The organism is Zavarzinella formosa DSM 19928 (genome assembly GCF_000255705.1).
Classification (GTDB): Bacteria; Planctomycetota; Planctomycetia; order Gemmatales; family Gemmataceae; genus Zavarzinella; species Zavarzinella formosa.
The window spans coordinates 1,263,524-1,290,047 of record NZ_JH636439.1; the positions used below are offsets into that span (position 1 = coordinate 1,263,524).

The 26,524-nt window shown below is 57.1% G+C and carries 23 protein-coding genes and 2 tRNA genes; 15 read left to right on the forward strand and 10 right to left on the reverse strand.

Annotated features, from left to right (window positions below; translation table 11 throughout):
- Positions 1-21 precede the first annotated feature (21 nt).
- Together BGIM_RS48940 and BGIM_RS0106035 are read right to left on the reverse strand one after the other, a co-directional pair.
- Complete coding sequence (locus BGIM_RS48940; protein ID WP_020468899.1) at positions 22-909, reverse strand: site-specific integrase; 888 nt, start codon at positions 907-909, stop codon at positions 22-24.
- A 112-nt stretch (positions 910-1,021) separates the two neighbouring features.
- A tRNA-Cys gene (locus BGIM_RS0106035) sits at positions 1,022-1,093 on the reverse strand.
- Positions 1,094-1,340: 247 nt separating this feature from the next.
- On the opposite strand from BGIM_RS0106035, the gene BGIM_RS0106040 reads away from it, so the two are divergent.
- The 4 genes from BGIM_RS0106040 to BGIM_RS48950 are packed head-to-tail and all read left to right on the forward strand — an operon-like array spanning position 1,341 to position 8,088.
- The gene (locus tag BGIM_RS0106040) at positions 1,341-2,564 is read left to right on the forward strand and encodes a cysteine desulfurase-like protein (RefSeq protein ID WP_020468900.1); all 1,224 of its coding nucleotides are present in this window, start codon (positions 1,341-1,343) and stop codon (positions 2,562-2,564) included.
- A gap of 3 nt (positions 2,565-2,567) precedes the next feature.
- Positions 2,568-3,134 carry a hypothetical protein gene (locus tag BGIM_RS0106045; protein WP_020468901.1) on the forward strand — a complete coding sequence of 189 codons (567 nt, stop codon included), beginning with the start codon at positions 2,568-2,570 and terminating at the stop codon, positions 3,132-3,134.
- 28 nt (positions 3,135-3,162) lie between these two features.
- Positions 3,163-6,717 (forward strand): WD40 repeat domain-containing serine/threonine-protein kinase, encoded by a 3,555-nt coding sequence (locus BGIM_RS57025; protein ID WP_020468902.1) that lies wholly within the window; start codon positions 3,163-3,165, stop codon positions 6,715-6,717.
- A 27-nt stretch (positions 6,718-6,744) separates the two neighbouring features.
- Entirely contained in the window at positions 6,745-8,088 is a 1,344-nt protein-coding gene (locus BGIM_RS48950) for a sulfatase-like hydrolase/transferase (RefSeq protein WP_020468903.1), read from the forward strand.
- 60 nt (positions 8,089-8,148) lie between these two features.
- On the opposite strand, the gene BGIM_RS0106060 is transcribed toward BGIM_RS48950, so the two are convergent.
- Positions 8,149-9,315, reverse strand: coding sequence for a phenylacetate--CoA ligase family protein (locus BGIM_RS0106060; RefSeq protein ID WP_020468904.1), 1,167 nt, complete (start codon positions 9,313-9,315; stop codon positions 8,149-8,151).
- A 221-nt stretch (positions 9,316-9,536) separates the two neighbouring features.
- Between BGIM_RS0106060 and BGIM_RS0106070 the strand changes: the two genes are divergently transcribed.
- Positions 9,537-10,001, forward strand: a complete 465-nt coding sequence (locus tag BGIM_RS0106070) for a phosphatase domain-containing protein (protein WP_020468906.1) — start codon at positions 9,537-9,539, stop codon at positions 9,999-10,001.
- A 28-nt stretch (positions 10,002-10,029) separates the two neighbouring features.
- Here the strand turns inward: BGIM_RS0106070 and BGIM_RS0106075 are convergent, their stop codons facing one another.
- Entirely contained in the window at positions 10,030-11,130 is a 1,101-nt protein-coding gene (locus BGIM_RS0106075) for a metallophosphoesterase (RefSeq protein WP_040888282.1), read from the reverse strand.
- Positions 11,131-11,151: 21 nt separating this feature from the next.
- Between BGIM_RS0106075 and BGIM_RS62535 the strand changes: the two genes are divergently transcribed.
- On the forward strand, positions 11,152-11,421 hold the full coding sequence (locus BGIM_RS62535; protein WP_157368633.1) for a hypothetical protein: 270 nt from the start codon (positions 11,152-11,154) through the stop codon (positions 11,419-11,421).
- A 308-nt stretch (positions 11,422-11,729) separates the two neighbouring features.
- Here the strand turns inward: BGIM_RS62535 and ppdK are convergent, their stop codons facing one another.
- The 3 genes from ppdK to BGIM_RS0106090 all read right to left on the reverse strand — a co-directional run bounded on the left by ppdK (position 11,730) and on the right by BGIM_RS0106090 (position 16,864).
- Positions 11,730-14,441, reverse strand: a complete 2,712-nt coding sequence (gene ppdK / locus BGIM_RS0106080) for a pyruvate, phosphate dikinase (protein ID WP_202947222.1) — start codon at positions 14,439-14,441, stop codon at positions 11,730-11,732.
- Positions 14,442-14,560: 119 nt separating this feature from the next.
- Positions 14,561-15,475 carry a hypothetical protein gene (locus tag BGIM_RS0106085; protein ID WP_020468909.1) on the reverse strand — a complete coding sequence of 305 codons (915 nt, stop codon included), beginning with the start codon at positions 15,473-15,475 and terminating at the stop codon, positions 14,561-14,563.
- Positions 15,476-15,568: 93 nt separating this feature from the next.
- Positions 15,569-16,864, reverse strand: coding sequence for a Glu/Leu/Phe/Val family dehydrogenase (locus tag BGIM_RS0106090; RefSeq protein ID WP_020468910.1), 1,296 nt, complete (start codon positions 16,862-16,864; stop codon positions 15,569-15,571).
- A gap of 119 nt (positions 16,865-16,983) precedes the next feature.
- On the opposite strand from BGIM_RS0106090, the gene BGIM_RS0106095 reads away from it, so the two are divergent.
- On the forward strand, positions 16,984-17,922 hold the full coding sequence (locus tag BGIM_RS0106095; RefSeq protein WP_020468912.1) for a hypothetical protein: 939 nt from the start codon (positions 16,984-16,986) through the stop codon (positions 17,920-17,922).
- A gap of 12 nt (positions 17,923-17,934) precedes the next feature.
- Here the strand turns inward: BGIM_RS0106095 and BGIM_RS0106100 are convergent, their stop codons facing one another.
- The 3 genes from BGIM_RS0106100 to BGIM_RS0106110 form a co-directional block, all read right to left on the reverse strand.
- A complete protein-coding gene (locus BGIM_RS0106100) occupies positions 17,935-18,522 on the reverse strand; it encodes a DUF417 family protein (protein ID WP_029629780.1) in 588 nt (195 codons plus the stop codon).
- A 73-nt stretch (positions 18,523-18,595) separates the two neighbouring features.
- The gene (locus tag BGIM_RS0106105) at positions 18,596-19,609 is read right to left on the reverse strand and encodes a helix-turn-helix domain-containing protein (RefSeq protein WP_020468914.1); all 1,014 of its coding nucleotides are present in this window, start codon (positions 19,607-19,609) and stop codon (positions 18,596-18,598) included.
- 10 nt (positions 19,610-19,619) lie between these two features.
- Complete coding sequence (locus BGIM_RS0106110) at positions 19,620-19,901, reverse strand: ferredoxin family protein (RefSeq protein ID WP_020468915.1); 282 nt, start codon at positions 19,899-19,901, stop codon at positions 19,620-19,622.
- 97 nt (positions 19,902-19,998) lie between these two features.
- On the opposite strand from BGIM_RS0106110, the gene BGIM_RS0106115 reads away from it, so the two are divergent.
- The 8 genes from BGIM_RS0106115 to BGIM_RS0106150 all read left to right on the forward strand — a co-directional run bounded on the left by BGIM_RS0106115 (position 19,999) and on the right by BGIM_RS0106150 (position 26,318).
- Positions 19,999-21,468, forward strand: coding sequence for a protein kinase domain-containing protein (locus tag BGIM_RS0106115; protein WP_020468916.1), 1,470 nt, complete (start codon positions 19,999-20,001; stop codon positions 21,466-21,468).
- A gap of 232 nt (positions 21,469-21,700) precedes the next feature.
- Positions 21,701-22,606 carry a DUF1559 domain-containing protein gene (locus BGIM_RS0106120; RefSeq protein WP_020468917.1) on the forward strand — a complete coding sequence of 302 codons (906 nt, stop codon included), beginning with the start codon at positions 21,701-21,703 and terminating at the stop codon, positions 22,604-22,606.
- 92 nt (positions 22,607-22,698) lie between these two features.
- Complete coding sequence (locus tag BGIM_RS0106125; protein WP_029629782.1) at positions 22,699-23,094, forward strand: hypothetical protein; 396 nt, start codon at positions 22,699-22,701, stop codon at positions 23,092-23,094.
- A 93-nt stretch (positions 23,095-23,187) separates the two neighbouring features.
- Positions 23,188-23,943, forward strand: coding sequence for an SDR family NAD(P)-dependent oxidoreductase (locus BGIM_RS0106130; RefSeq protein WP_020468919.1), 756 nt, complete (start codon positions 23,188-23,190; stop codon positions 23,941-23,943).
- A gap of 203 nt (positions 23,944-24,146) precedes the next feature.
- Positions 24,147-24,815: an RNA polymerase sigma factor gene (locus BGIM_RS0106135; RefSeq protein WP_020468920.1), complete on the forward strand. Its 669-nt coding sequence runs from the start codon at positions 24,147-24,149 to the stop codon at positions 24,813-24,815.
- On the forward strand, positions 24,812-25,630 hold the full coding sequence (locus BGIM_RS0106140; RefSeq protein WP_020468921.1) for a lipase chaperone: 819 nt from the start codon (positions 24,812-24,814) through the stop codon (positions 25,628-25,630). Before BGIM_RS0106135 ends, BGIM_RS0106140 begins: the two co-directional genes overlap by 4 nt.
- A complete protein-coding gene (locus BGIM_RS0106145) occupies positions 25,627-26,127 on the forward strand; it encodes a hypothetical protein (protein ID WP_020468922.1) in 501 nt (166 codons plus the stop codon). The genes BGIM_RS0106140 and BGIM_RS0106145 overlap by 4 nt, the downstream gene beginning before the upstream one ends.
- 119 nt (positions 26,128-26,246) lie before the next feature.
- Positions 26,247-26,318, forward strand: a tRNA-Thr gene (locus BGIM_RS0106150).
- Positions 26,319-26,524 lie beyond the last annotated feature (206 nt).

Below are 26,524 nucleotides of genomic sequence, written 5' to 3' on the forward strand. Positions count from 1 at the left end.
TCTGATCTCTTTGCGTTCTGTTCAGCCACCCAACGGGTGGGGGGAGAATACAAAATCCTCATCTTTTAACCCGGCGATCAACGTAACCAAGATGGCCTGCGCCTTGGGTCCAATGGATACTGTGCGGACATGTCCTCTGTTAGCAGTCTTGTGTTCTGTTGGTTTGTATGTCCAGATCGAGCCCGACCTGTCGATGTCTCCCAGTCGCGTCACGCACGCTTCTCCGGAGCGCATTCCAGTGAGACGCAACAGTTCGACTAGCGGTCGCACGGGTCTGGAAAGATGTGGAAAAGTTTTGTCGATGAGTTCGTCTGCGACAGGTTGGATTTTCCTTCCCTCACGGCGCTCACCCCGCCCCCGACGCAAACCCTCAATAGCCGATAATCCTTGAAGAATGTTTGGGGGAACGATTTCGTTGGCCGTTCCCCATTTGAACAACCGCCTGATCCGGCCGACGTGATGATTGACGTTGACACGGGCCAGTCCGGTTAGAATGTAGGCTTCGCGGACAGCCTTCAGTTTTAACGGACCGAAATTGGCGACTGAGAGTGATTCGTAGAGTTTACGGAGTGGTTTGAGGGCCACACGATATGCGTTCAGGTCCGAAGTTGATTTCCCGTCAACACCTCGGAAGTAACCCTCGGCGTGAACCCAGAAACGTGCGATGAGTTCTCCAACGGTGACTGGCCTAGAAATTGCTTCAAGGGGAATTTTCGGGATGGTGTGGCCGGGTGTGGGGAGTCCGGTGGCGAGCCATTCATGGAGGGCTCGCTCGTAGGCTGCTTCAACGTCAACAGGCGTTTTTTTACCGAGTGGACAGTGTCCAAGATAGATGTCTTTGCCGGATAACGTGACCACCCCTTGGTGAGATGGTTTGTGCAATCGAAGTTTGGGGATTCTTCGAGACATGCGGTTTGCCTCCGAAAAACGGTAAATTACCGTTTTCTACGGGATTGCAGGCCGCACCATCTCACGCGAGACAGGTAACGTAAACACCGTTCGGCAAAGAGCTTAAGACCAGAGGCCTCGCCCGGATTCGAACCGGGGAATAACGGTTTTGCAAACCGTTGCCTTACCACTTGGCGACGAGGCCGGATATCACCGGACGATCAAATCTTATCGGACCCGGCCGGGGGCGTCAACCGGCACAACTCTACTATCGACAATCACGCGGCCGGTCTTTGAAGGAAAACCATAAACCTTCACACGGTTTTGAGTTCGGCAATCAAAAGACCATTCAATTGAGAGATGGAAAACCGGGAACACCTTACATTGTCCGTTGGAACAATGCTTTGCAGAACGGTAGGATGATGAGACTTCTGTTTTGGCGAGGGGATCGCATGAAGTTCCGTCCCGAATGGGCCAGATCGCACTTTCCAGCGCTAGATCGGCCCGCTGTGTTCCTCGACGGTCCCGCCGGCAGCCAGGTGCCCCGGTCGGTGATCGACGCCATCAGTTCGTATTACGCGAAGCATAACGCCAACCACGGCGGCTGTTTCCGCACAAGTCGCGAAAGCGATGCCGTGACGGATTGGGCCAGACGGTCGTGTGCCGATTTGCTGGGGGTTGCCGATCCCGAATGCGTTGTGTTCGGGGCGAACATGACGACGCTCACGTTTGCGTTCTCGCGGGCCATCGCCACCGAGTGGCAACCGGGGGACGAGATCATGGTCACCCGACTGGATCATGATGCCAATGTTTCTCCTTGGGTACGGGCCGCCCAAGACCGGGGCGTGACCGTTCGGCACATCGCCATTCATCCCGAAGATTGCACACTGGATCAGGACGATTTTCGACGACAGCTTTCCTCCCGCACAAAACTGGTGGCCATCGGGTGCGTGTCCAATGCCGTGGGCACCCGGAATCCGGTTGCCGAGATGACCAAAATTGCCCATGAAGCCGGGGCGATGGTGTTCTTGGATGCCGTGCATCATGCCCCGCATCTGGCGATCGATGCGGCCGCGTGGGATTGTGATTTTGTGTGTTGCTCGGCTTACAAGTTTTTCGGGCCGCATGTGGGTGTGATGTACGGAAAGCGGGAACACCTTGAACGGCTGCCCGCTTACAAGGTGCGTCCATGTCCGGAGACCCTGCCGGATCGTTGGATGACCGGCACGCAGAATTTTGCGGCAATTGCCGGGGTCGGGGCCGCCATTGAGTATCTGTCGGGTGTTGGCCGGTCGGTCGGGGTGACCGGGGATCGGCGGGCCATGCTTCTGGGGGCCTTTGAAGCCATTGAGGCTTATGAACGACACTTGGGCGCGCATATGCTGGCGGAACTGGCCACACTCAAGCAAGTCAAAGTTCATGGCATCACGGACCTGAAACGAATGGGGGAGCGTGTGCCGACCGTGTCGTTTACCCACGCGAAGAAATCCCCGGCGGAAGTGGCCGAGTTCCTGGGCGAACGGGACATCTTTGTGTGGTCCGGCAACTATTATGCCCTGCCGTTGACGGAAGCCTTGGGAGTGGAACCGCATGGGATGGTGCGGGTCGGCCTGTTGCACTACAACACGGCGGCCGAGGTGAATGAATTGATCCACGCTCTCCGCGAACTGGAGTAAGCCTTGCCGACTTTTCTCTCCGACCCATCGACATCCACTTATGCAATTCTTGCGGTGATCGTTTTCATCACGGGAGTGCTGGCCGCCAAATCCCGGCGAAAGAAACACATCATTCCCTTCTCGCTGGCGCTCGCGGCCTTGGTGGCGTTGTTTTTGATCGACAAGTTTGAGGAAAGCCCCCGTGAGGCGACCGTCCGCAAGATTGCGGAAATGGGGGCCGCGACGAGGGCCAAAAATTACAACGACCTCGTGAAAAATGTCTCGGAGACGTTTGCTCATGGCAGTCTCGACAAGAAGGGATTGAAAGCCCTTGGCGAGAAGGTGAACCACATCGGCTCTTGGGAGGGGATTGAAGCTTGGGAAGCGACGCGGGCGAACTTTAAGGAAGTGAACGATTCGACTGTTGAGCAAGGATTTCTCGTTCAACCGGTCGGGATGCCCCAGTTCCAGAAATTCTGCATCGGAACCTTCAAGAAAGACGCGGATGGTGAATGGAGGCTGAGCGGTTTCAAACTGTACAATCCACTTCAACGCACCAACGGCCCGGAAGAATCCGTGCCGATGTTGTGATCCTTAACCGTTTCAAGAGTCACCGCCCGTGAACTCGATCTCCACCCGAGCCCTGGATATCTTCGGCGAATGGGCCTCCGCCAAAGTGCGGGGCCAGTCGCTCGATTTCACTTCGATTGTCGGAGATGATAGCGCCCTGCGCTCCGAGGTGGAACGGCTGATAGCGGACTCGGCCCCGGAACATGAACTTCCCCCGGACACCCCGAGGTATATGTTTCGCACATTCATCGCTGGCGGGGGGATGGGCGAGGTCTGGCGGGCCTTCGATCTGGACCTGCGGCGAGAAGTGGCGATCAAGTTGTTGAAGGGGAATCTCGGCGAATCGGTTTCCCGGTTTTTGGCCGAGGCTCAACTGGTGGCCAAACTCGAACACCCGGCCATCGTCCCCGTTTATGATGCCGGTTTGTTGAAAGACGGCCGCCCTTTCTTTGTGATGAAACTGATCCAAGGGAAACGAAAACCGGACGGATCGACGGGCCCGCCGCCAACGCTTGAGCAGGTTCTGAAGAGCCGGGAATCCGTCACCCAGGATCTTCCCCGGTTGACGGATGTGTTCCAGCAAATCTGCGGGGCAGTGGCCTATGCTCATGCGATGAAACCGCCGGTCATGCACCGGGATTTGAAGCCCTCGAACGTGATGGTCGGCTTGTTCGGCGAAGTGCTGGTCACAGATTGGGGATTGGCAAAGGCAATTTTTGAAAAGACTCCGACGAATAAATCACTGGCCGACACCGTTATTTGCCTGAATGTGACGGGCAACGGAACAGACACCGAAGTCGCCGGCGAATCGAAAGCGAACGCCAAAAAAGAGAACGAACACTTCTCTGTTGGCACGGCAGAGTTTCTCTCCGGAGGCGTCGGCTACGAAAAAAATCGGCCCGAGCGGGCTGAAACAAAATACGGGCTGGTCAAGGGGACGCCCGCTTACATGGCTCCCGAACAGGCTCGCGGCGAAAATGATCTGGTTGGCCCTGCCAGCGACGTGTTCGCTCTGGGCGGTATTCTCTGCTGCATGTTGACCGGCAAGCCCGTCTTTCTCGGCGACGACATGACTCCCTTTTGGAAAGCAGGAGAGGGCGATCTGACCGAGACGTTCGCCCGCCTGGAGGACAGCAGGGCGGACCCCGAACTGATTGCCATTGCCTGTCGCTGCCTCTCTCCCGAGATATCCGGACGCCCCGCCGATGCCGGCGAATTGGCCATATTAATTTCAGATTACCGGGCCGGAGTGGCGCAACGGTTGCGCCGGATCGAACTGGATCAGGCCGCCCGGGAAGCCAAGGCGGCCGAACTTCGGAAACGTCGTTTGATGCAGATGATTCTCGGCGGCCTGCTTTTGAGCGCGGCGTTGTTCATGATTGTCGGGTGGTTTTTGGCCCAAGCCCGTTTGGATGAGGAGACCGAAAAATCCCGTATAACCGACCTTCGCTTGGAAGTCTCCGAGCATAACCGTCGCGATCACGAGGAACTGGCCCACTTGATGCGGGGGATGGAGTTGGTGTCGAGCCATCGCGGCAACTGGACCGAGAATTCCCGGTGGGAGTTCGGACAGGCGAAAAATATCGCTTCCGCGCCCCACTTGATCCCGCAAATACGCTCAGCGTTAATGGATGGCTTCAACGGCGCCAGCCTGGAAACGCCAGTCAGACTGGAGCCACAGGCCAAGGTTTCGGTGATTGCCTATTCTTCCGATGGCCGCTGGCTGGCGCTGGCTGATCGATTCACGATTGCGTTGTCCGGAGGATTGGCTGTTCATCTGTATGACACGACTTCCGGCAAGAAAATCCGCACGGTGGTCTTTCCGAAATCGAACCCGATTACAGATTTTTTCCGGCTCAAGTTCGATTTGGTGACCAAGCCCGATGGAATCACTTCTCTGGCCCTGAGCCGCGACAACCAATTGCTTGTCGCAGGTACACGGCATGGCAGCGTTCACATTGCGGACTTGACAACCGAATCCGCAACCATCCGCGCAGGTTCCTGGCTTCCCTCGGATTCGGTTGTTCAACTGGAGTTCTCGAAGGATCAAAAGACCATTCTGGCGATGGTGGGAAACCGAAACGGTCGGATCGTTTACATTGATCCGCTGACCGGCGAGCTTATTCAAGAATCGAAGCAAGGTAGCTCTTTCGGTTTTGTGACGGTTCCGCTCACCGGACATCTCTGGACTTTCTCCGGTCCAAACCTTGTCCGGCTGGACCCGGTTACCTTTCGCGAAACGGAGAGGCGACCCGTTGGCGGTTCCTCGGCGATCGCTCTGTCCCCCGCCGGCGACATGCTGGCGTTTGCCATCGGGAAACGATTGTTTCTGACGGAAGTGCAAAACCCCGGATTGGAACGGGAGTTTCGAGAAGGTCCGCAATCTCCGGCGCACTTGGAAGACATCACCGGCTTGGCGTTCGATCCTCGGGGGCGGTTTCTCGTTTCCACCTCCGAATGGAGCAACGATGTGAAGTTTTGGGACATCACCACCGGATCGAAGTTGTTGCAATCCAACGCCGGGCGAGGGCTGTCCAAGTGTGCCATTCATCCGGATGGCACGGAGATCACCGTTGGCTCGGAAAACGGCGCCCTGCGATATCGGGTCTGCCGGACCATCGCCGAACGTCGCCGACTGACGGGTTCGGGGATGGTGCTGAATTTTGATCTTGCCGATGACGGGAATCAATTGGTGACGGCGATTTTCCGACCGAATGAGGAAGTGCGATTCGAGGAATGGGAGGCTGATTCGCAAATCCCCCGGCCGCTTTTCGGACCAAAGGGTCTCAAACTGGCCGAGGAAGATTCCGTCGATTTGCAGCGGACAAGAACTCGCCAGACCGGCTATGCGTCGAACAAGGGGTATGGCTGGTTTGACGGCAACCCTCCGCAACCGGCCTTCCATCAGATGTTCGACGGTCAGTCTTTCATGAGATTTGGTCCCTCCGGGGAGATGTGGCTCGCCGGCAACGAGTTTTTGAAACTCAAACGCCCCGGATATGCAGAACTGTCTTACAAGTTTAGATTCGATCAGTTGACCGGGATGAGTTCGGTTACCGGCTTGGGGATCGGAAACAAGCATTTGCTGGTCGGCATGCGATCCGGTTATGCGTCGGTGTTTCCGGCAACCATCTTGGCGGGCACGGACAAAATTCCATCTCCCACCTCTTTGTCCGTTGAACACCTGACTTCGCTACGGGTGTTGGAGCCATTTGATGACAAAACATGGTTGGTTGGAACTCGAAGCGGAAAAATGCACCGCTTTGAATTGAACGCCCAAGAAAACAAAGCGGTCAACCAGCGAACATGGACGGCTCACGACGACGAGGTGACAACCCTGGCGGTGATTTCGCCGGAATATGTGGTGACCGGCGGCCGAGATCGCACACTGGCCCTTTGGAGGCTGACGGCATCAGCCGAGGATTTGGTGTGTCGCTGGGAAACCAGCGGTCCCGTCCGCCAACTCAGGTACGATGGCTCCAAGCGTCGTCTGTTGTGGCTAAATGTCGGAGAACACGGCCTGCGCGAACTCGATCTCTCTGCCCTCTGGAAGATGTTCGCGGATCATACGGTTGGTCCGCCAAAACCCTCAACATGGCCTTGATTTGGTTCGCTTCAAAAGGATTGCTCCATGCGATGGCTAATCGGTTGGTGCGTGTTGTTTTTGGGCGGGCCGGTGATGGCCCTAGTTCCGAAGCCGAACATCGTCGTGTTGCTCTGCGATGATTTGGGTTATGGCGATCTCGGTTGCTTCGGACATCCGACCATTCAAACGCCGAACATCGATCAACTCGCCAAAGACGGGTTGAAACTCACATCTTTTTATTGCGGGCAATCTGTCTGTTCGCCGTCGCGGGCGGCGTTGCTCACCGGCCGAAATCCGAATCGTTACGGGGTTCGGGATTGGATACCCCCAAACTCCGGGATCTCGCTTCCCAATCGGGAAATCTCCGTGGCCACCCTGCTGAAGAATAAGGGTTACAAGACGGCCCATGTCGGCAAATGGCATCTCAACAGCAAAATGGACGGCACGGAACCGACTCCCGGCACGCATGGCTTCGACCATTGGTTTGCCACGCAGAACAACGCGATCCCAACCCACGAGAACCCGGTCAATTTCATCCGCAACGGCAAACCGGTCGGGGCGCTCAAAGGGAACTCGTCCACCATCATCGTTGACGAGGCCATCGATTGGCTGAAGACCGGCAAGGAGGAGCCGTATTTTCTGTGTGTCTGGTTCCATGCCCCTCATGAAATCGTGGCGACGCCGGAGGAATTCACGAAGAAATACGCGGCCGAGACGGACGACACAAAGCGAACCTATTTCGGCAGCGTGAGCCTGATTGATCACGAGGTGGGCCGACTGGTCAAGTTTCTTGATCACCGGAAGGATGCCGCCAACACGCTGGTGGTATTCTCCAGTGACAACGGCCCGGAAACGCTAAACCGCTACAAGACGGCCAATCATTCGCACGGCACGCCCGGCCCGTTGCGGGGGATGAAACTGCACATGACCGAAGGTGGCATCCGCATTCCGGGCATCGTGAAATGGCCGAAAGTTGTAAAGCCGGGGCGGGTGTCCGATGTGCCGGTCGGTTTCGTCGATCTGTTGCCGACGTTTTGCGGACTCGCCGGGGCGACTCCGCCGACCGACCGCTTTTTGGATGGCACGGATGTCTTCAGCCTCCTCAAAGATGACTCGGAACCCAATCGTAAATCGCCCCTCTACTGGCAATATGACAAAGCCATCGGCGACACAAAACCGGTCTGGAAAGTCGCCACCCGGCAGGGAGATTTCAAACTGCTTGCCGATGTGAAACTTGAAAAGTTCGCCTTGTACGATTTGAAGAACGATTTGGGTGAGAAGACTGATCTGAGCGGAAAAGCGGACCAAGCCGAGCGATTGAAAAAGATGATCGCCGAGATGAAACAGATTCACGGCGGCATCAATGCCGGAGCCGTGATCCGGGAATGAAAAAAGCCCCGATGCCATATGGTGTCGGGGCTTTTGGCTTCACTATAAATCCGCAATTAATTAATACACGCCCACCGTGGTGGTGGCGGCAAATTCGTGGAACGGCCGAACGCCGCTGACGCCGTCCCAAGGGAACTTCTCGAACGGGGCTTCACGCTCGCCTTCATCCCGTTCGGCGAAGCGGGGCATGAAGAATTCTTTTGTCAACGTCGTCAGGATCACGCGGCCCGTTGCGCCGTAGGGAACCAGTTTGTTGTAATCCTTGAAATCGACCACTTCTGTTGCCGCCCGCGGTTGCGGGGCGTAGTAGCTGATCTTGTAGCCATCTTCCGGGCCGACCGGCTTGGAGCAGGCCAATCCCATCAGGGTGTTCCCGTAGGTCGGCGTCATGTACACCTTGCCTTCGAGCATTTCCTCCATCGCCTCGCGGGTGAACTGCGGAGTGAATTCCGTGCCTCCCGAGAAGATGCCGGTGATCCCGGTGTCTGCAATGCTGCGCAGCGAACCTTCGGGAACCGGGTGGCCGATTTCGCGTCGCTTGGCTTCCAAGCGGCCATCCCGCAAAGCGGCGTCAAGAGCGGCCAGCAGTTTTGGCGTCGTGAACATACACTTGATTTTGTGACCGGCCGCCAGAATGGTCAGGGCTTGGTCGATGGCGTGGTCGGCATAAGCCTTCACGTCTTGGATTTTGCCCGCCTTGATGAGTTTCACCACATAACGCGGGTCGAGGTCCACGCAGAAGCACATGCCGCCCCGGTGTTGGGCGAGGTGTTCGATGGCCAGACGAAGCCGGCGGGGGCCGGACGGCCCGAGCATGAGCCAGTGCGACCCGCGCGGGAAGTATTCATCCGGCAGCGTTTCGCTCATCATCTCATAGTCGATCCAGTGATCTTCGATCACAATACGGGACTTCGGAATGCCGGTCGTTCCACCGGTCTCGAACACATAGACCGGCTTTTTGCCCAGATACGCGCGGGGAACCCAGCGGGAAATATCCGTGTCCGGCGAGGCTCGCAGCCATTCGTCCTCGAATGAAGGGAACTGCTTCAAATCCTCGAAGCCCTGAATGTCTTTCAACGGATTGAATTTGTAGGTCTTTGCTTTGTCCAGCCAAAAAGGCGTGCCCGTGTCTTCGGAAAAATGCCACTGGACGATTTCGCGGACCTGTTTGTCCAAGGCTTCCTTCGCGGCATGGATTTTGGAGGAAAGGGAGATTTCAGAACTCACGATTGGCCTCGATGGTGTGGGAACGGGCGAGCCGTCATTTTTCTGTCGATGGAATCAGTTATAGTCGGGAAGGACGCTCCGTAAGCATCAAGACCGTGGTGGACGGGGAAAAATTCATTTGATCGGCCGGGAAAATCACGCGAAAACCGGACACGCCATTCCGAAACGGAACCGTAAGAATAGAGAAGTCTTTTTGTTGCCCGCGTGCCGAGGAACCCGCGATGTCCCGCCCTTACTTTTTCACGTGGGTTGACCGGCCCTATCTGGCGGCTTGCGCCTGGCCGAACGGGCCGGAGCAACTTCAATGGCTGCGGAAGGAAGGCGTGGACATTCTGGTGACACTCACGGAAGAACCCATCCCGAGAAATTGGGTGGATTCCGCCGGATTGATGGGGGTCCATATTCCCGTGCCGGACATGGAAGCCCCCACCCAAGCCCAACTCGAAAAGATTATCAGCGTGATGGACAAGGCCCGCCACAGCAACATGGGCGTGACGATTCATTGTCTTGCCGGCCGTGGCCGCACCGGCACGGCTCTGGCTGCCTATCTTGTTCACACCGGCATGACAGCCAAAGAAGCCATCGTGAAAATCCGAGACATCCGGCCGGGGTCGCTGGAAGTCCCGGAGCAGGAAAACGCCGTGGTGAAATACGAAAAAGAGTTGAAGAAACGCATCACGGATTGACCGTCTCTTCAACTCTCGCCGAGATGGGTCACGCCAGTTTCACCGGGGCGGTGGTCATCGTGAAACGGTTTTGTGCGGATTCGTTCCGCATTTTCAACATGGGCGAGTAATCCCACGTTTCCACGGTTCGGCCGTCGGCCTTGAATTCCAGCAATCGCAGCCAGCCATCCCCGCCGTTCGGCTTCATCTGGAAATTCACCAATACCTGCGGCACATCCCGCCCGGCCGGGGTGGTCGTCGTCACTCGGCCGAGGCCGTCATTCAGCACGTGCCCGTTGAGTGTCAGGATGAAGTTTTCGTGCTTGGAGATCAACTTGTCCCACAGTTCTTCGCCATCGGTCACGTCGTCGTTCGTGGCCTTGGCGATCGGATACGCATGCGGGTTCCAAGATTGTTTGGTTCCGTATTTCTTCCAGTTGTACCGGGTTTCATCGAAGTAAATCAGGGCGTGGGTAATCAGAATCACCTCCCGTTTCGGATGCTTGCCGACGACGGTGTTCGCCCAGCGAATCACGTCCGCACGCGGCCCGAATTCGAGGGCCAGCACCATGAAATCCCGGCCGCCGACTGAAAACAGGGAGTAGCTGTTTTCCATCCGGTCGGGTTCTTTGTCATACGTCCCGCCGAAAGTCGGCCGGTCGCGGAACATCTTGGCGGGGAAGTAGTCGTTGAGCCGGGTGGTGCGGTCCTTGCAACCGCCGCCTTCGCTGTAGTCGTGATTGCCCGTGCAGAAAAACCACGGCAAATGGCCGTCGAGTTTTTTCATCGCCGCCGAGGCATTTTCCCATTCGGCCACGGTGTTCCGGTTGGTGATGTCCCCGAGGTGCAAGACCGCCTGAATGTTCCGGGCCTTTTGTTGATCGAGGATGTATTGCGTCTGGGCGAGGTAGGTTTTTGGGTGTTTTTCGCTGTAGTGCTGGGTGTCCGGCAAAACTGCGATGGTGAATGATTTCTCGGCAATGGCCGGCGGTTCGCCTTTCACGAGCTTGGCGTCCGCATAGGGGGCCGGTTCCTTCGGTTTCGGCGCCTCTTCCTTCTTGGGCGTCTGGCCAAAGGCGAAGGAACCAAAAGGAATGGCCGCTAAGGCGGCCGCTTGTTTGATCGCCGACCGCCGGTTCATCTCTGACATCTGCTTGCTCCGGGAATGTTGATGAAAAGTGTAACCGATGCTGAAAGGGCCATCCATCAGCCAAGTGATAATGAAGAAGATTTCACGTTGGATGGTCGGATAGGGAGACAAAATCCGCAAGAGGAAAGCCGCCAACGGGTAGTGGTCATTACCCGTCTGAATCATGGGTTGGCATTTTGGGCCATTTTCAATTGGTCAAAATCGCTGCGCATTTGCCCAAAATCATCAGGCGACCCCTCTGTTTTACCGGGGGTTTTGAAAAATAGTGTTCAGTTGGCCCACTGGTTTTGACCACTTTTGGGGTGTGAAACTGTCCAAAAGTGGTCACCGGAGAGGTGTTTTTCACTTTTTCAGGTCATTTTTGGGACGGATTTTGACCGGTTTGAAAATCGTAAAAGTCAGGAGCCTGTAGCGTGTTCACGGGGAGAGGTCTTTGATGGATCGTTCTGATTCCCATTGAGATAACTACGCTCTCATTCGCTTCCGAGAAGAGTACAAACAAACAAGCGGGGCGTTCCGCCGGCCAAAGGAAGACACATTCTTCCTTTGGCCGACGGAACGTCCCGCTTGTTTCAGGCAACCTTCAAGCGGTCAACCAATTACTTCGCGGCGGCAATGGCGGCTTGGGCGGCGGCCAGACGGGCGATCGGCACCCGGAACGGCGAGCAGCTCACGTAGTCGAGACCGAGCTTGTCGCAGAACTTCACGGAATCCGGGTCGCCCCCGTGTTCGCCGCAGATCCCGAGTTTGATGTTCTCGCGGGTCGAACGGCCCTTTTCGATGGCGATCCGCATCAATTCGCCGGCGCCCTTTTGGTCGATGGTGGCGAACGGGTTCTTCTTCACGATTTCCGATTCGGCGTAGTGCGGCAGGAAGCTGCCGGAGTCATCGCGGCTCATGCCGAGGGTCGTTTGCGTCAGGTCGTTGGTCCCGAAGCTGAAGAACTCGGCCGTTTCGGCGATTTCGTCAGCGGTCAGGGCACCCCGAGGCACTTCGATCATGGTGCCGACGAGGTAGCTCAGCTTGACCTTCTTTTCCTTCTGCACTTGGGCGGCCACTTCGTGAACCACGGCCACTTGCAGGTCAAGTTCCTTCTTGAAGCCAACCAGCGGAATCATGATTTCCGGCTTGGCTTTGACGCCGGCCTTCTGGCATTCGGCGGCGGCTTCAAACACGGCTCGGGCCTGCATCGCGGAGATTTCCGGATAGCTGATCCCAAGGCGGCAACCACGATGGCCGAGCATCGGGTTAAACTCGTGGAGCGAGTGAACGCGGCTGGCAATCTTTTCCACCGGCACACCAAGTTTCTTGGCGAGGGCGGCTTGGGATTCCTTGTCGTTCGGCAGGAACTCGTGCAGCGGCGGGTCAAGGAAGCGGATGGTGGCGGGCAGCCCCTTCAGTTCCTTGAACATGCCCAAGAAGTCTTCCCGTTGGTACGGGAGCAATTTGGCGAGGGCCTTTTGCCGGTCTTCGAGCGTTTCTGCGAGGATCATTTCCCGCATGGCGTCGATACGGTCGCCTTCGAAGAACATGTGTTCGGTGCGGCACAGGCCAATCCCGCTGGCGCCGAAGCTGACGGCGTTGGCCGTCTGTTCCGGGTTGTCCGCGTTGGTGCGAACGGTCATGCGGGTGGACTTTTTGCACCAGTCCATCAATTGGACGAAGTTCTTGTAGGTGCTGCTTTCTTGAGCCGACTTTTCACCGTGCAACAGACCTTGGATGATCTCGGAAGGAGCGGTCTTCAATTCACCCGCGTAGACCGTGCCGGCGGTGCCGTCGATGCTGAGGAAGTCGCCTTCCTTGTAGGTCTTGTCGCCGACGGTCAGCGTCTTCTTGTGGTAATCGATTTGCAGGGCAGCGGCGCCGCACACGCAAACCTTGCCCATCTGCCGGGCGACGAGGGCGGCGTGGGAGCTCACCCCGCCGCGGGCCGTCAGGATACCTTCGGCGGCAATCATCCCGCGAAGGTCTTCCGGGCTGGTTTCCACGCGAACGAGGAGAACCTTTTCGCCCTTGGCGTTGGCTTCCACCGAACGGTCGGCGTTGAAGTAAATCTTGCCGGAAGCGGCCCCCGGACCGGCGGGGAGGCCGGTGGCGATGACCTTGGCGCTCTTGACGGCGGCCCGGTCGAAGATCGGGGCCAGCACTTGCTCAAGCTGGTCGGCCGGCACGCGGGTCACGCCCGTCTTCCAGTCGATCAGCTTTTCTTTCACCATTTCGCAGGCGATGCGAACGGCGGCCACGCCGGTTCGCTTGCCGTTCCGCGTTTGCAGCATGAACAGCTTGCCGTCTTGAATGGTGAATTCAAAGTCTTGCATGTCCTTGAAGTGGGATTCGAGGGTCTTGCGGACGCCTTCGAGTTCCTTGTAGGCATGCGGCATGATGCCGTTGAGCTTGGCGACCGGGTCCGGCGTCCGAACGCCGGCGACCACGTCTTCGCCTTGAGCGTTCATCAAGAATTCGCCGTAGAACACCTTTTCGCCGGTGGCCGGGTCACGGGTGAAGGCCACGCCGGAGCCGGAGGATTCGCCGGTGTTGCCGAACACCATCGCCTGCACGTTGACGGCGGTGCCCCACTCGTCAGGAATGCCGTACTTGCGGCGATAAACTTTCGCCCGGTCGTTCATCCACGAACCGAACACGGCGCCGACGGCGCCCTTGAGTTGGTCCCAAGGGTTTTCGGGGAACACCTTGCCGGTGCGGCTCTTCACGAGCTTCTTGAAGCGGGCGACCAGTTCCTTGAGGTCGGCCACGTTCAACTTGGTGTCTTCCATTTCGGCGTTTTGATAACGCTCGGTCTTCAACCCTTCGATGACCACTTCAAACGGTTCATGGTCTTCGTCCGGGGCCTTTTGCACGCCCAGCACCACGTCGCCGTACATCTGGATGAAGCGACGATAACAGTCCCACGCGAAGCGTTCGTTGTTGGTGGCGGCGACCAGAGCCAGCACGGTTTGATCGTTGAGACCCAGGTTGAGGATCGTGTCCATCATCCCCGGCATCGAGTCGCGGGCGCCCGAGCGGACGGCCACGAGCAGCGGCATCTTCTTCGTGTCGCCGAACTTGGTGCCAATGATCTTTTCGACCTTGGCGACGGCCGTTTCGATCTGCTTTTGCAGTTCGGCCGGGTAGGTCTTTTTGTTGTCGTAGAAGTACGTGCAGACCTCCGTGGAGATCGTGAACCCGGCGGGGACGGGGAGACCAATCAGACACATCTCGGCGAGGTTGGCGCCTTTGCCACCGAGCAATTCCTTCATCTTGCCGTTCCCGTCGGCCGTCTTACCGCCGAAGGAATACACATACTTGGCCATGTTCAGAAGAACCCTATGTGAGAGAAATTGAAGCGACGATGAAAATGTAGGGAGGGGGGCGCGGGTCGGCATCGTCCGCGACTCTCCGGAGCGGGGAATATCATCGGAACAACCGATTTTTACCGTCCGGCTTCGCGGATCAATAGTTTTTGCAACGCGGCGTGATGATTTTGCGGCAGCAAATTTCGCCAGGACAACAGAAAGTCGCGGGCCGGTTCATAAAGATGTTCGGCCGTCGCCGGTGTCGGAAACAGATCGCCACAAAGATCAGCCCGTACGAAGAAGGCGTTTACCCCGTTGAGGTCGCACCCAACCAACTGATAACCATGTCGCTCGGCGAGATGGGTCATGGCTTTGAGGCTTGCCCCCCACCAATGGCCGGATTGATCCCAAACCGAATCCGGCGCGTAGTCAACCTTCCAATCCACTCCGGCCGGGATGTGCCCGTTGTATTCGATGGCAAACACCCTTGCCCGGACATGCGGCAGCAGGGCTTCCCACACGTAATAGGTGTTCAAATCGATGTCGAGTGAAAGGAAATCCAGTTCCGAGGGGACGCCCGCTTCCATCAAAAGCGAAACCATGTTGGCGGCGTTCACAAAGGCCGGGATGAGCGATAACGTCTTGCGGCTCAAATGATTCTTGAAGTTCTCCCGAATGGCGGCGAGATTGCCCGGATCGGCTTCCACCCACCAACCGCTCCAATTTTGGGAGAGCAACAGGGCCGTGTTGTTTTGCAACCCGTCGCCGACGCCGATTTCCACGAACGTTTTGCTGCCGGAGCCGATGCGCCGAAAGATTTCTCCAATGATCCCGTCCTCTCCGTTTTGGGAGAAAAGTTGGGCTTCAGTGGAGGCGAGTCGTTTGGAGTCCGCGTATTTCGGATGACGGAGCAACCCGGCGATATGCTGTTCGATCTGAGTCCGCAGGGCCACGTCCCCCAGCATTCGCTGGCGGGCGAGTTCATCCAAGATCATGTGCTGTTCGCGGACGAGCGGGAGCTTGTGATAAAGTCGCTTCAGCCATGATCTCATGCCGGAATCCTTCCGCTCGCCGCGGGATATTGAGTTTGCGCGGAGATGGTTATACGTCCGTCGCAAATACCCACCAACCCTATTCAGCGCTCATCACGGGAACAAGCCGCGTTTTGCCTTTTCCAAGGCGACTTTGTTCACGCCGAGGCTCAGGGCCGCGAGCCGCATGGGGATGTTCCGCTCCTTGGAAAACGCCCGCACTCGCCGGAAGGCCTTGAGCATCAGTTCCCGCAGTTTCGCGTTCACCTGATCCTCGTCCCAGAAATATTGCTGAAGATCCTGCACCCACTCGAAGTAGGAGACGGTCACGCCGCCAGCGTTGCACAGCACGTCCGGGATCACAAAAATGTCCGAGTTCGCAAAAATCCGGTCGGCTTCCGGCGTGGTCGGGCCATTTGCCCCCTCGGCCAGAATCCGGCAATTCACCTTCCCGGCGTTGTCCTTGGTGATGACCCGTTCCATCGCGCATGGGGCGAGGATCGTGCAGGGAATGGCCAACAATTCGTTGTCTTCAATCCGGTCCGCGCCGGGGAAGTCTTTCACTTGTTTCCCGGAGGCCACATATTTGACAAGGTCCGGGATATCGATGCCTTTGGCGTTCTTAATCGACCCGAACCGGTCGCCGATGGCGATGATCTTCACTCCGCGTTGATATAGTTCCTGGCATACCACCGAGCCGACGTTGCCAAACCCTTGGACAACGGCCGTGCTTTGATCTGGCTGCAGGCCCAGTTCACCCATCGCCTCCATGATGCAATAGACCACGCCGCGTCCCGTGGCCTCGCGCCGACCGACGCAGCCGCCAAGTTCGACGGGTTTTCCGGTCACGATCTCCGGGCAGGCATAGCCGATCTTCATGGAGTAGGTGTCCATGATCCACGCCATCGTTTGTTCGTCCGTGCCCATGTCCGGGGCCATCACGTCGATCCGAGGACCGATGATTGGCAATACTTCCTCGGTGTAACGACGGGTGAGCCGTTCCAGTTCGCCCCGGCTCAGTTTGGTCGGGTCGCAGGCGATGCCTCCCTTGGCCCCCGAGAACGGCAGGTTCATGATCCCGACTTTCCACGACATCCACATGGACAACGCGGCCACCTCTCCCAAATCGACATGCGGTGCATATCGCAGCCCGCCCTTGGAGGCGCCGCTGGTCAACGAATGCTGGACGCGGTAGCCGACAAAGGTTCGCACATCCCCGCTGTCCATGCGGATGGGAACGGCCATGACCAGCGACCGCTTGGGAATCGCCAGTCGGGAAATGATATCCGGGTCTGTCCCCATAATTTCGGCGACGCCGAATAGTTGTTCGCAGGCCATTCGGTATGTGGGGGAAGAATCAAAGATGGTTGAGGGATGACCGGCAGGAGAAGACGAGGAAGAGGCCGACATGAAGAGACTCCTGGGAATGCGGGGAGTGAGTATCGAATTATACGGAGCGGGAAGTGCCACCGGCGGCGTCATACAACAGAAACAGACGGCGGGGTTCTCCGCAATCCGGGGCATGTGACATGGCCATGTTGGATATTACGTGCGGACATTGCAGCCGACAGTTCCGCGTCCGGGGGGAGTTTGCCGGGAAAACGACCCGCTGCCCTGGTTGTTCTCAACCGCTTGCGATTGGCATGGCGACCAAGGCCCCGCCGCCTCCCAGAGAAGATTACGACGATGCCCCCCGCCCCCGGCGACGGCCCGTCGAGCGGCCGGAACCGTCCGATATCTCGGGGAATTGGAAACAGACGAGCAAGGCAATCTCCAGCGAACAGGCGGCCGTCCGGTTCCTTGGTGTGCAAATTCTGGCCGATCTGGTGACGTTTTGTCTGGGCCGGTCCATTGATTCAATGGGGCAAATTCCGGCCATTGTGGTCGTGTTGTTCATTCTTCTTGTTCTTGGTCCGGCGATCATGTCCCTCATCATGGGAATGATCGCACGTATCGGCGCCCTGTCTGTGCCACCGGAAACCAATGCCGGCGGCACGGCGTGGGCCAGCATGTTTTGCGCGCTGGGCGGCATGCTTTCCATCCTCATGATTGGATTTGGTTTTCTGGTGAGCATTGACGGAAACCGCCGGGACGCGGAACCGGTTTTGATGATGGCCGTTCTCGGTGGCTTCCTGATGGCGGCCGGGGCGGTGGTCACGTTCGCCGCATTGGTGGCCCAAGTGGGCATCACCACGGGTTCTCGGGAAATTTCGGCAGGCATCGGCCGCATGGGAGTCGGCTTCATGGTTTGCCTGCTGATCTCATTGGTTTTGGGTGGTTGCGGTTCGGTTCTGATGCAGGGTTTCAGCTCCCATCACAGTGGCTATAACAATGGCCCGGATTTCGACGCCTTGGCGAAAATCCTCGCCTTCACGGCATTATTATCATCAGGCATTATGTTGGTGCTGTACCACTCGTTGTTGTCGAGCGCCAGGCAAGCCCTGCAAACTGCTTCCGGCCGGGGATGATTTTCGATCCTGTCAGGCGATCGCCTCTTGTCCTTTGTTCTTCAAATAAGCCTTTGCGGAGTCGGCCATCGTCACCAAGGCGGCTCCCATCATGATCGCATCCTTGATGACCAGCCGGCCGGCCCCGCTTAGATACGGGAACCCGTGAGTGGTGTCTCCCAACGGGGGAACCCAGCATTCCGGGGTGGTAATAAGGAACGAAAGCGTCACAAACGACATGACGAACACCAGAAAACTGCCGACTGCCGCCACCTGCGGAAGCACCGGATGGAGACAGAGCATCAATCCGTAAAGGACGATGACCGACCCCAGCCCATAAGCGAAGATGTACGTTCGATTGGCTTCGTGCCAGGAACGGTTCTCCGGGTTCAACACCCCTTCCGGGTTCTTGTGGGCCTTGTAGTTGGTCGGGTCGGCGTACCAGAAATTCATCAAGGGGCTGTTGGCCACGAAGGGGACAATGCCATCGGCTTCGTACCGGAAAGCTTTCAGGCCGCCGATCCAAAGCAAAACAACAATCAAGCCGATTCGTGTGAGTGTCACTCCGAGGCGATCCAGCCGGGCCATCGTCTCGAACATCTTGTGAATGAAAGTTTTCATCGTCCGTTCTCCCTGGAATTTGCCCGGCGTGACGAATGAGTTCTCGTGCTTCGCCAACGGGCTTTCTTCAAGGTTAACGGCGGTCGGCAGTTGATTGAATGGACGGAAGGGGCAAAGACATGGACAGATTGCTCCCGCCCCGAATGGTCGTCTCGTAGTCGCGGAAGAAGAGCGGAGAATAACCGGTGGCCCGTTTGAACAACCGGCTGAAGTAGAGTTCGTCCGCATAGCCAAGTTCGCGGGCAATCTCCTTCACCGGCCGGAGCGTGTGCAGCAGTTCCCACTTGGCATGTTTCAAGATGCGCTCGCGGATCAACTCGGTGAGTGTTTTGTGCAACCGCTCCTTGACGATTTTTCCAAGGGCCTTGGGGCTCATGAACAACCGATCAGCATACTCGGCCGGAGCGTGCATGGTCAGGTAATTTGTTTCGATCAACTCCCGAAGCGAATCGAGAACGGCCGGTAATCGCCCGCCGGGAGATTCACACGAAACATGCTGTTGCTCACGCTTCAGCCGGGTGGCCCTAATGAGAAGCACTTTCAGATACGAGAGCAAAATCTCGGAGTGAGCCAGCCCTTGGTCGGCTAATTCCCGCCGAATCTGGCCGACTAACTCCGCAAATTCCCGGGCGCTGGTGTCGTTCAGTTCCACCATTGGCAGGCCGTAAACATTGTTAAACAGAACGCCGTTGCATCCCACTTCTTCGTGGTGGGTTTCGATGCAAAGAAAATTGGCGTGGAATTGGATGCGGGTCACGCGGACCAACCCGTTCGGCACAAACCGCACATTCTGATACGGGACGAAGAACAACAAGGTAGAGGCCGCAAACGGGTGACAGCCCGAATCAGCCCAGACGACTCCCTCGCCCTCACGAATCCAATCGACAATAAAGCAATTGGTCCTTGTGGCCGCCGTTTCGGGGGTAATGTCGAGGTCAACAACGCTCAAGGACAAATCACCGTTGCGGGGATCGTACAAGGTGTCCGATGGCTGGGCCAAGCGCAACCCTCCGGGCGTTTCGATAATGAACCGATCACAGGGAACGTGATAGGATCGAAGCATCAGAATCGCCAAGAGATCTTGCATGGTCCGGAATTCACTTTGAACCTGTCATCGGCGATTTCTTCTCCGTGATGTGGGGGCTTTTCCTGGCCATGTCCGCATTGAGAGCGACATACGAGATCCAGTGGGCCGGGATGTCGTTGTCTTGGTAAATCGCCTTTACGGGACATTCGGGAACGCAACAACCGCAGTCAATGCAGTCGTTGGGATGGATGAACAGCATGTCATCCCCCTCGTAAAAACACTCGGTGGGACAGACAACAACGCAATCCGTGTGTTTGCATCCGCGACAGGGTTCGGCAACAACATGGGCCACGAGCGGCTCCTTGAAAGTCTGACAGAAAAAAGTCACTGCCAGAAAGATGCGGATCCGCGAATGATGTTGGCCAAAAAAATTTCATTGCCGGAAAAACATGGAAGAAACATCGGCAGAACTACTCGAACGGTTTCGTCAGGGCGATGCTCAAGCCGCTGATGCTCTTTTCCATCGATATGTCGAACGGCTCACTTTCATGGTCCGGCGGCAAATCAGTCTTTCACTTCGTCGACGGATTGATCCGGAAGATGCCGTTCATTCCGCATATCGCAGTTTTTTCATCAAAGCGGGTCGCGGCGAATTCGTGCTGGAACACAGCGGCGACTTGTGGAAATTGCTCGTCACCATGACCCTCAACAAACTCCGGAGACAAATCGCCCATCACTCGGCGGGCAAGCGAGCCGTTCACCGGGATCGTCCCTTGGAATCGGCCGCCGCCGGCTATGTCGATGGTCCCTCGCCGTTGGAGGCTTTGGCCACAGCCGATGAGTTGGAATCATTCATGGCGAAACTCGCCCCGGAACAACGAACAATTCTCGAAATGCGACTGCAAGATCGCACTTGGGCTGAAATCGCGGAGGCCACGGGTCGGCCGGATCGCACCGTTCGTCGGGTCATTGAGGAAATTCGCCAAGTCTGGGGGAGGGAAATACCTTCCGAGGGTCCGGAGGCGACCGCCCCGCCAATGATGGCAAAGCCCGCGTCTGTTCCGGCTGATTCTTATTCGGAGGGTTTGCTGGATTACAGCGACTTCATGTTGAACGAACTGGTCGGCCGGGGAGGAACGGGCAAGGTCTACCGGGCTTGGTGGAAAAGCAAGCAACAACAAGTGGCCGTGAAAACACTTCACAAATCGCAATGGGTGTCACGTGAGTCGGCCGGCCGGTTTCTGGAGGAGGCCCGAATCATCGCCCGCCTGCGCCATCCGGGTATCGTCCTCCTTCATGGCGTGGGGCAAATTCCCGGCGGTGGCTTGTTCATCGTCATGGATTTCATCGAAGGATCAAACCTGGCCGAAATTGCGGCCAGTGGACGCCCTTCACCCCGGCAAGCAGTCGAATGGGTCGCAGAAGTTGCCGCGACGCTTGCACACGCACACGACCGGGGAATCATTCATTGCGACTTGAAGCCGGGCAACCTGATGCGAGAACATACCGGCCGAATCGTCGTGGGGGACTTCGGCCTGGCCATGAATCTCGAACCATTTGAGAATTCCCGAACATGGGCGGGAACGCCGGGTTATATGGCTCCCGAACAACTGGATTCCGCATTCGGCCAGATCACCCCGGCCACGGACATTTTCGCTCTTGGCCTCGTCTTGGCGAGGTTGTTGACAGGAAGAGTGGTCTTCGAGGGGAAGCATGTCTTGGAAGTGCTTTTGGAAAAATCCCCTTCTGTTGAATGGTGGCGGGATCGTTCAGATCCCGACCTGCCATCGGAATTGAAAGCCGTCATTTCCAAATGTCTGACAATCGATCCGGCGAGCCGTCTTTCCACGGCGACCCGCCTTGCCGATGGCTTGCGGGCCGCCATCCAAATGTTTCCGACCAATATTGATGAGCAATGATTGGTTGTTTTGATGCGGGGGAAATGGAACATGTCGAAAATTAAAATTCATTAAATTTTCACTATTGCGAAACTTGACCATCACGCCTAACATTTTTGACAGGAGTGTTTTGGTTGCGCCGATTAATTTCGTCACATCCTGTCTGACCAACACATTTCTAAACGACCCTTCAAGAAACTTTTCATTGTTGGGTTCTTCTCTCCATTCTCTTCGGTTTTTTCAAGGAGCTGTTGTGTTCTCTCTCCATCTCCCAAAACGTCCCCTGAAGGGACGACGGGGCTTCACGCTCATCGAGTTGCTGGTGGTGATTGCCATCATTGCCATCCTCATCGGCCTGCTGCTTCCGGCGGTGCAGAAGATCCGGGAAGCCGCCAACCGTTTGAAATGCACCAACAACTTCAAACAAATCGGGCTGGCTTTCCACAATCACAATGACACGGTGGGCAATCTGCCGCCTGGTTGGGTGGTGAATACCGCCGGCGGCGCTCCCAGTCCCGGCTGGTCATGGGGCACGGTCATCCTCCCGTTCCTCGAACAAGACAACCTCTACAGGCTCCTGAACCCGGACCTGAACGGTGGCAGCGGCCCGACTGTCAACGCGAATACGACCATCAAGATTCCGGGATACCGTTGCCCGTCCGATTCCGGCGCGGACGTCAATGCGTTGTATGAAGGCTACGGCCGTTCAAACTATGTGGTCAACCGGGAGGTTGTGGGACCGGACGTCAACAACAAAGCCGCCCCGATGCGCATCCAAAATATTTCGGATGGGTCGAGCAACACGATTTTGGTTGGCGAACGAGACTCCGTCAAAACTTACGGAGCCATCTGGCCCGCGAGATCCAGCGTCACCACTGCCAGTTTTGAAGGACGGCCGGGGCGGGGGATTAACATTGCCGTCCCCGGCGCTCCACCGGCGCCAACCACCTACGGCGGCGACAACGCCCGGTTGGGTTTCACAAGTTTGCACACGGGAGGTTGCAACTTCTTGCTTGGCGACGGTTCTGTCCGGTTCGTCCGCAATAGCATCGACGCCGACCAGAGCGCCGACCATGCCGCTTTCCCGGCGGCCACTGGTAATTTCACTCTCCAGAACCTGATTCACCCGGCTGACGGAAACACCGTCAATCTCAACTGATCCCGCAAACCGGGGAACCCGCGGGTTCCCCGGTTTGCTCTCCCTGGAGCATCTTGATAATGACGTTTATTCAGAACCGCCGGACACGTCTCATGGCCGTCTGCGTTGTCTTGTCGGCCTTCACCGGATGTGGTCAGACCGACCAAACCCTGGCCGGGGATGTTAGTTTTGACGGCCAGCCGATTGACGACGGGGTTGTCCTCTTCGTTCCGACAGACGGAGGAGGAAACAACCGCCAAAAAGTGGGTGGTCAGATTGCCAACGGCAAATATTCGATTGAAAGCGGTCGGGGTCTGGCTTCTGGCAAATATCGTGTGGAAGTCACTTGGATGAAGAAGACCGGCCGAAAGTCGTCAACCGGCGACGGTTCACAATTGCAAGAAGATAAAACCCAAGTGTTGCCAGCGAAGTTCAACTCGCAATCCACCCTCACGGCCGAGATTCCCGCCCCCGGTAACAAGCTCGACTTCCAATTGAAGTCCAACTGACCCGACCCTTGGGCCATCACTTCCCACCCGACTCTCCCGCGGGTTTCCTAGAATGCGATTTGGCAAACCAACTCTTCACGGGAGATGACGACGATGGCTGACAAACGGCTGGCCGGCAAGGTGGTTTTGGTAACCGGGGCGTCGCGGGGGATCGGGGCGGCCATTGCCAAACGGCTGGCCGCCGACGGGGCAAAAGTGGCCGTCAATTATGCCAAGAGCGAAGGCCCGGCGAAGGAAGTCGTCTCGGAGATCACCAAAGCCGGAGGTGAGGCCATTGCCGTCCATGCGGACGTGAGCCAGCCTGCCCAAATTCCAGTCATGTTCGCAGCCGTCCAGAAAGCCTACGGACGTCTTGATATCTTGGTGAACAATGCCGCCATCATGCAGCGGGGCTTCCTGAAGGATGTGACAGCCGAGGACTTCGACCGGCATTTTGGCCTCAACGTTCGAGGTTACTTGTTGTGCGCCAAGGAGGCCGCCGCCGTCATGCCCAAGGGGGGCTGCATCATCAACATTGCCAGCGCCATTTCCCGGATGGCTTACCCCGGTTCGGTCGTTTATTCCGCGACCAAGGGAGCCATTGATGTGATGACCCGTGTTCTCGCCGCCGAATTAGGCCCGGACGGCATTCGAGTCAATGCGGTTGCCCCTGGTTCCACTCGCACGGACATGAACAATGCCTCCAGCGGGAAGACCAAGGAAGAAGAACAAATGGAAGAGCAAATGACCGCCCTCCGTCGCATTGGCGAATCCGAGGACATCGCCGATGCCGTTTCATTAATCGTCTGCGACGATGCCCGGTGGATCACCGGAGCGTGGATCGATGTCTCGGGCGGGATTCGGCTGTGAGTCCGACATTTGCGACAGTGAGACAGGTTTTTGAGTGACTGATGCGTCTGTTTTGGTCGTCTTGGAAAGCTCTCAAACTCAAAAAACGACACCCTCGAACCTGTCTGTCGATTAATTCCGCCAACGAACCCGCATTGAGTGTGTTTAATTACCAAACAGTGCGGAACAAGCGGAACCGCTGGCGGCGGCCCGTGTGACAGGGTATGCTGAAAGCAGTACGACCCGACGAACGTCTCCCGGCCGGCCTCTCCCGCCCGACCGGGATAGAGGATGCCCGGTGCGATTTGCGAGCCAACGGTTCCACTGACACTGATGACGAAGCGAGCCTGATCCGGGCGGCCCAAGGAGGGGACCGGGCAGCCTTCGGCACATTGATCGAACGATACTGGGACCACCTGTTTCGGTGGCTGTGTCGGCTGAGCCGTGATCCTTCAATTGCCGAAGATTTGACCCAAGAAACCTTCCTAAAGGCATTTGCGGCCGTCAGCCGCTTTGAGGCCGGGAGTAACTTCCGGGCGTGGTTGTTCCGTATTGGCCACAATAATTTTGTGAACCAACGGCGAACGATTCGCCATCAGCGTCAGCCGCTGGTCCCGGAAATTGCCGAGGAACCGCAGGGCCCGGTCGGAAACGCACTGACCAAGGAAGCCCTGCAAGTGGTGGCCGATGCCATCAAAAAACTGCCCAGCGATTTTCGGGCGGCGCTATTGCTAAGAATCGAGGACGATCTTTCGTTTCGGGAGATCGCCGAAATTTTAGAAATTACGGAGGAAACCGCCCGGTGGCGGGTATTCAAGGCCCGGCAGAAATTGATGACTGTGTTGTCCGCCGATTTTTTACCCCACGGCTCTGAAAAGCCGAAAGCGTCATGAACTGTCAGACCATCCAACACCGAATCTTGGGGCTTGCCGACCCTGCCGACCTGACCGGGTCTCTGGCCGAGCATGTTTCCGAATGTCCGTCCTGTCAGGCCTGGCATCACCTGTTGGTGCAAATGGAAATCGCCATCGCGGGCATGCCCGTTCTTCCGGACAGCGGCCGGGCGAAGGCTCAACTGCTGAGTCAGTTCAAACCGGAACCCGCGAAGCCGAAAACCAAGCAAACGACCAAGGAAGTGGCGCCACCCAAACCGGTTCCGGCAATCTCAGTTCGTCCCCGTCAACCGTTTGGCGACCGGATCGCCCGTTTGTGGCCCGCCGGGGCGGTGGCTGTGGTGGCTTGTGTCGGCGTGGTGTTGTGGAGTTTCGTCGGCAAGAAAACACCTGTGGAAATGGCTTCGCATACCCCGGACCCGATGCTCGACCGCGTCGTGGCTGCCAAAGTACAACTCGACGTGGCCAAGACCGCGCCCGACCGTCTCAAGGTACTCGCCAAACTCGCGGATGATGTGCAGGATCAAGCCCGCAGCCTGTATCTGGTGGCCCCTGGCGATGAAATGGCGTCACTTTCCAAAATGTACAACGATATCGTGGCGGAGGGATTGGTTTTCCAAGCTGAGGTTCTCGGCGACAACGAAAAGCGACAACTCCTCGGCGAGTACACGGATCGGCTCGCCAAAACCGAACAACAGGCCGAGCGACTGGCCGCCGAGGCTCCGGTTGGTTCGGACGAACCACTGCGGGAAATCGCTCGCACTGCTCGCAACGGCAAAAACCAACTCGCCAAACTCCGGGAGAAATCGTTGTGATTCGCCACACGCTCTCTCTGTTGTTGATGGTCGGCATGACCGCTTGGGTCGGCGGGCAGACGCCGACGGCCCTTAAGCCGCAATACCGTGCCCAACTTTACAAACAGAACCGGGTGGTGATCGAGCGTCTTGTGGAAAAGACAGTCACGTCAGCCCGCACGCCAAACGATCACCTTAAACGGGCCGACGGCTATTACAAACTCTTGTTCCAGTTCAACACAGAGATCACGCAAGCCATCGACCGCAAGGACCAGGCTCGCGTAAACGAACTGACCCGCCATTTGCAAACGCTGTTGGATCAGGGGTTGGCCCCGACGCTGGAGGATGCCCGACGCCAAGTCGAGGGGGGAACCGGGGCCGCCGAGTTTCCGGTGGTAAAGGATCAACTCCTCTCTCAGTTGGATTCCCTGTTGAACACGCTTTCCGAAGACGCAACCGCCAAACAATCCCTTACCGGGGCCAAGGACCGCCTGTTGAAAGTGCGATCCAACCCTTAAAAGCGAACCTGTCGGCAAAATCCGCAGTCTTCCCTTTTCAAGAATCAAACACGAACGGATCGGTCTTGCCGCGCCAGACGAAGACGCTAAGATACCGACTCGAAATCGTGATTGATTTCGCCGCCTTAGCTCAGCGGTAGAGCACGGCTTTCGTAAAGCCGGGGTCCAGGGTTCAAATCCCTGAGGCGGCTTACCCCATCGGTTGGCATCACATTCACTCGTTTACCTTCAATCCGCATTTCTCCAAACAGTTGCGATGATTTGCCATCGATCAGTTTGGTGTGGTTTATCAAATTTCTAACCATCAAATAACTTTTTGATCCATCGCTTTTTTGGTACAGGTTTGGCACTTAGAGCCTCTAACTTTATGAGATAGTGCGGCACAGCGTTCGCAGGC

What these genes read in the sequence shown, in the direction of transcription:
- BGIM_RS48940 (WP_020468899.1), bottom strand. Translation starts at nt 909, where the DNA reads ATGTCTCGAAGAATCCCCAAACTTCGATTGCACAAACCATCTCACCAA.
- BGIM_RS0106115 (WP_020468916.1), top strand. Translation starts at nt 19,999, where the DNA reads ATGGAAGAAACATCGGCAGAACTACTCGAACGGTTTCGTCAGGGCGAT.
- BGIM_RS62535 (WP_157368633.1), top strand. Translation starts at nt 11,152, where the DNA reads ATGAAAAGTGTAACCGATGCTGAAAGGGCCATCCATCAGCCAAGTGAT.
- BGIM_RS0106130 (WP_020468919.1), top strand. Translation starts at nt 23,188, where the DNA reads ATGGCTGACAAACGGCTGGCCGGCAAGGTGGTTTTGGTAACCGGGGCG.
- BGIM_RS0106040 (WP_020468900.1), top strand. Translation starts at nt 1,341, where the DNA reads ATGAAGTTCCGTCCCGAATGGGCCAGATCGCACTTTCCAGCGCTAGAT.
- BGIM_RS0106135 (WP_020468920.1), top strand. Translation starts at nt 24,147, where the DNA reads ATGCTGAAAGCAGTACGACCCGACGAACGTCTCCCGGCCGGCCTCTCC.
- BGIM_RS0106105 (WP_020468914.1), bottom strand. Translation starts at nt 19,609, where the DNA reads ATGCAAGATCTCTTGGCGATTCTGATGCTTCGATCCTATCACGTTCCC.
- BGIM_RS0106090 (WP_020468910.1), bottom strand. Translation starts at nt 16,864, where the DNA reads ATGTCGGCCTCTTCCTCGTCTTCTCCTGCCGGTCATCCCTCAACCATC.
- BGIM_RS0106095 (WP_020468912.1), top strand. Translation starts at nt 16,984, where the DNA reads ATGGCCATGTTGGATATTACGTGCGGACATTGCAGCCGACAGTTCCGC.
- BGIM_RS0106070 (WP_020468906.1), top strand. Translation starts at nt 9,537, where the DNA reads ATGTCCCGCCCTTACTTTTTCACGTGGGTTGACCGGCCCTATCTGGCG.
- BGIM_RS0106100 (WP_029629780.1), bottom strand. Translation starts at nt 18,522, where the DNA reads ATGAAAACTTTCATTCACAAGATGTTCGAGACGATGGCCCGGCTGGAT.
- BGIM_RS0106140 (WP_020468921.1), top strand. Translation starts at nt 24,812, where the DNA reads ATGAACTGTCAGACCATCCAACACCGAATCTTGGGGCTTGCCGACCCT.
- BGIM_RS0106125 (WP_029629782.1), top strand. Translation starts at nt 22,699, where the DNA reads ATGGCCGTCTGCGTTGTCTTGTCGGCCTTCACCGGATGTGGTCAGACC.
- BGIM_RS0106085 (WP_020468909.1), bottom strand. Translation starts at nt 15,475, where the DNA reads ATGAGATCATGGCTGAAGCGACTTTATCACAAGCTCCCGCTCGTCCGC.
- BGIM_RS48950 (WP_020468903.1), top strand. Translation starts at nt 6,745, where the DNA reads ATGCGATGGCTAATCGGTTGGTGCGTGTTGTTTTTGGGCGGGCCGGTG.
- ppdK (WP_202947222.1), bottom strand. Translation starts at nt 14,441, where the DNA reads ATGGCCAAGTATGTGTATTCCTTCGGCGGTAAGACGGCCGACGGGAAC.
- BGIM_RS0106075 (WP_040888282.1), bottom strand. Translation starts at nt 11,130, where the DNA reads ATGTCAGAGATGAACCGGCGGTCGGCGATCAAACAAGCGGCCGCCTTA.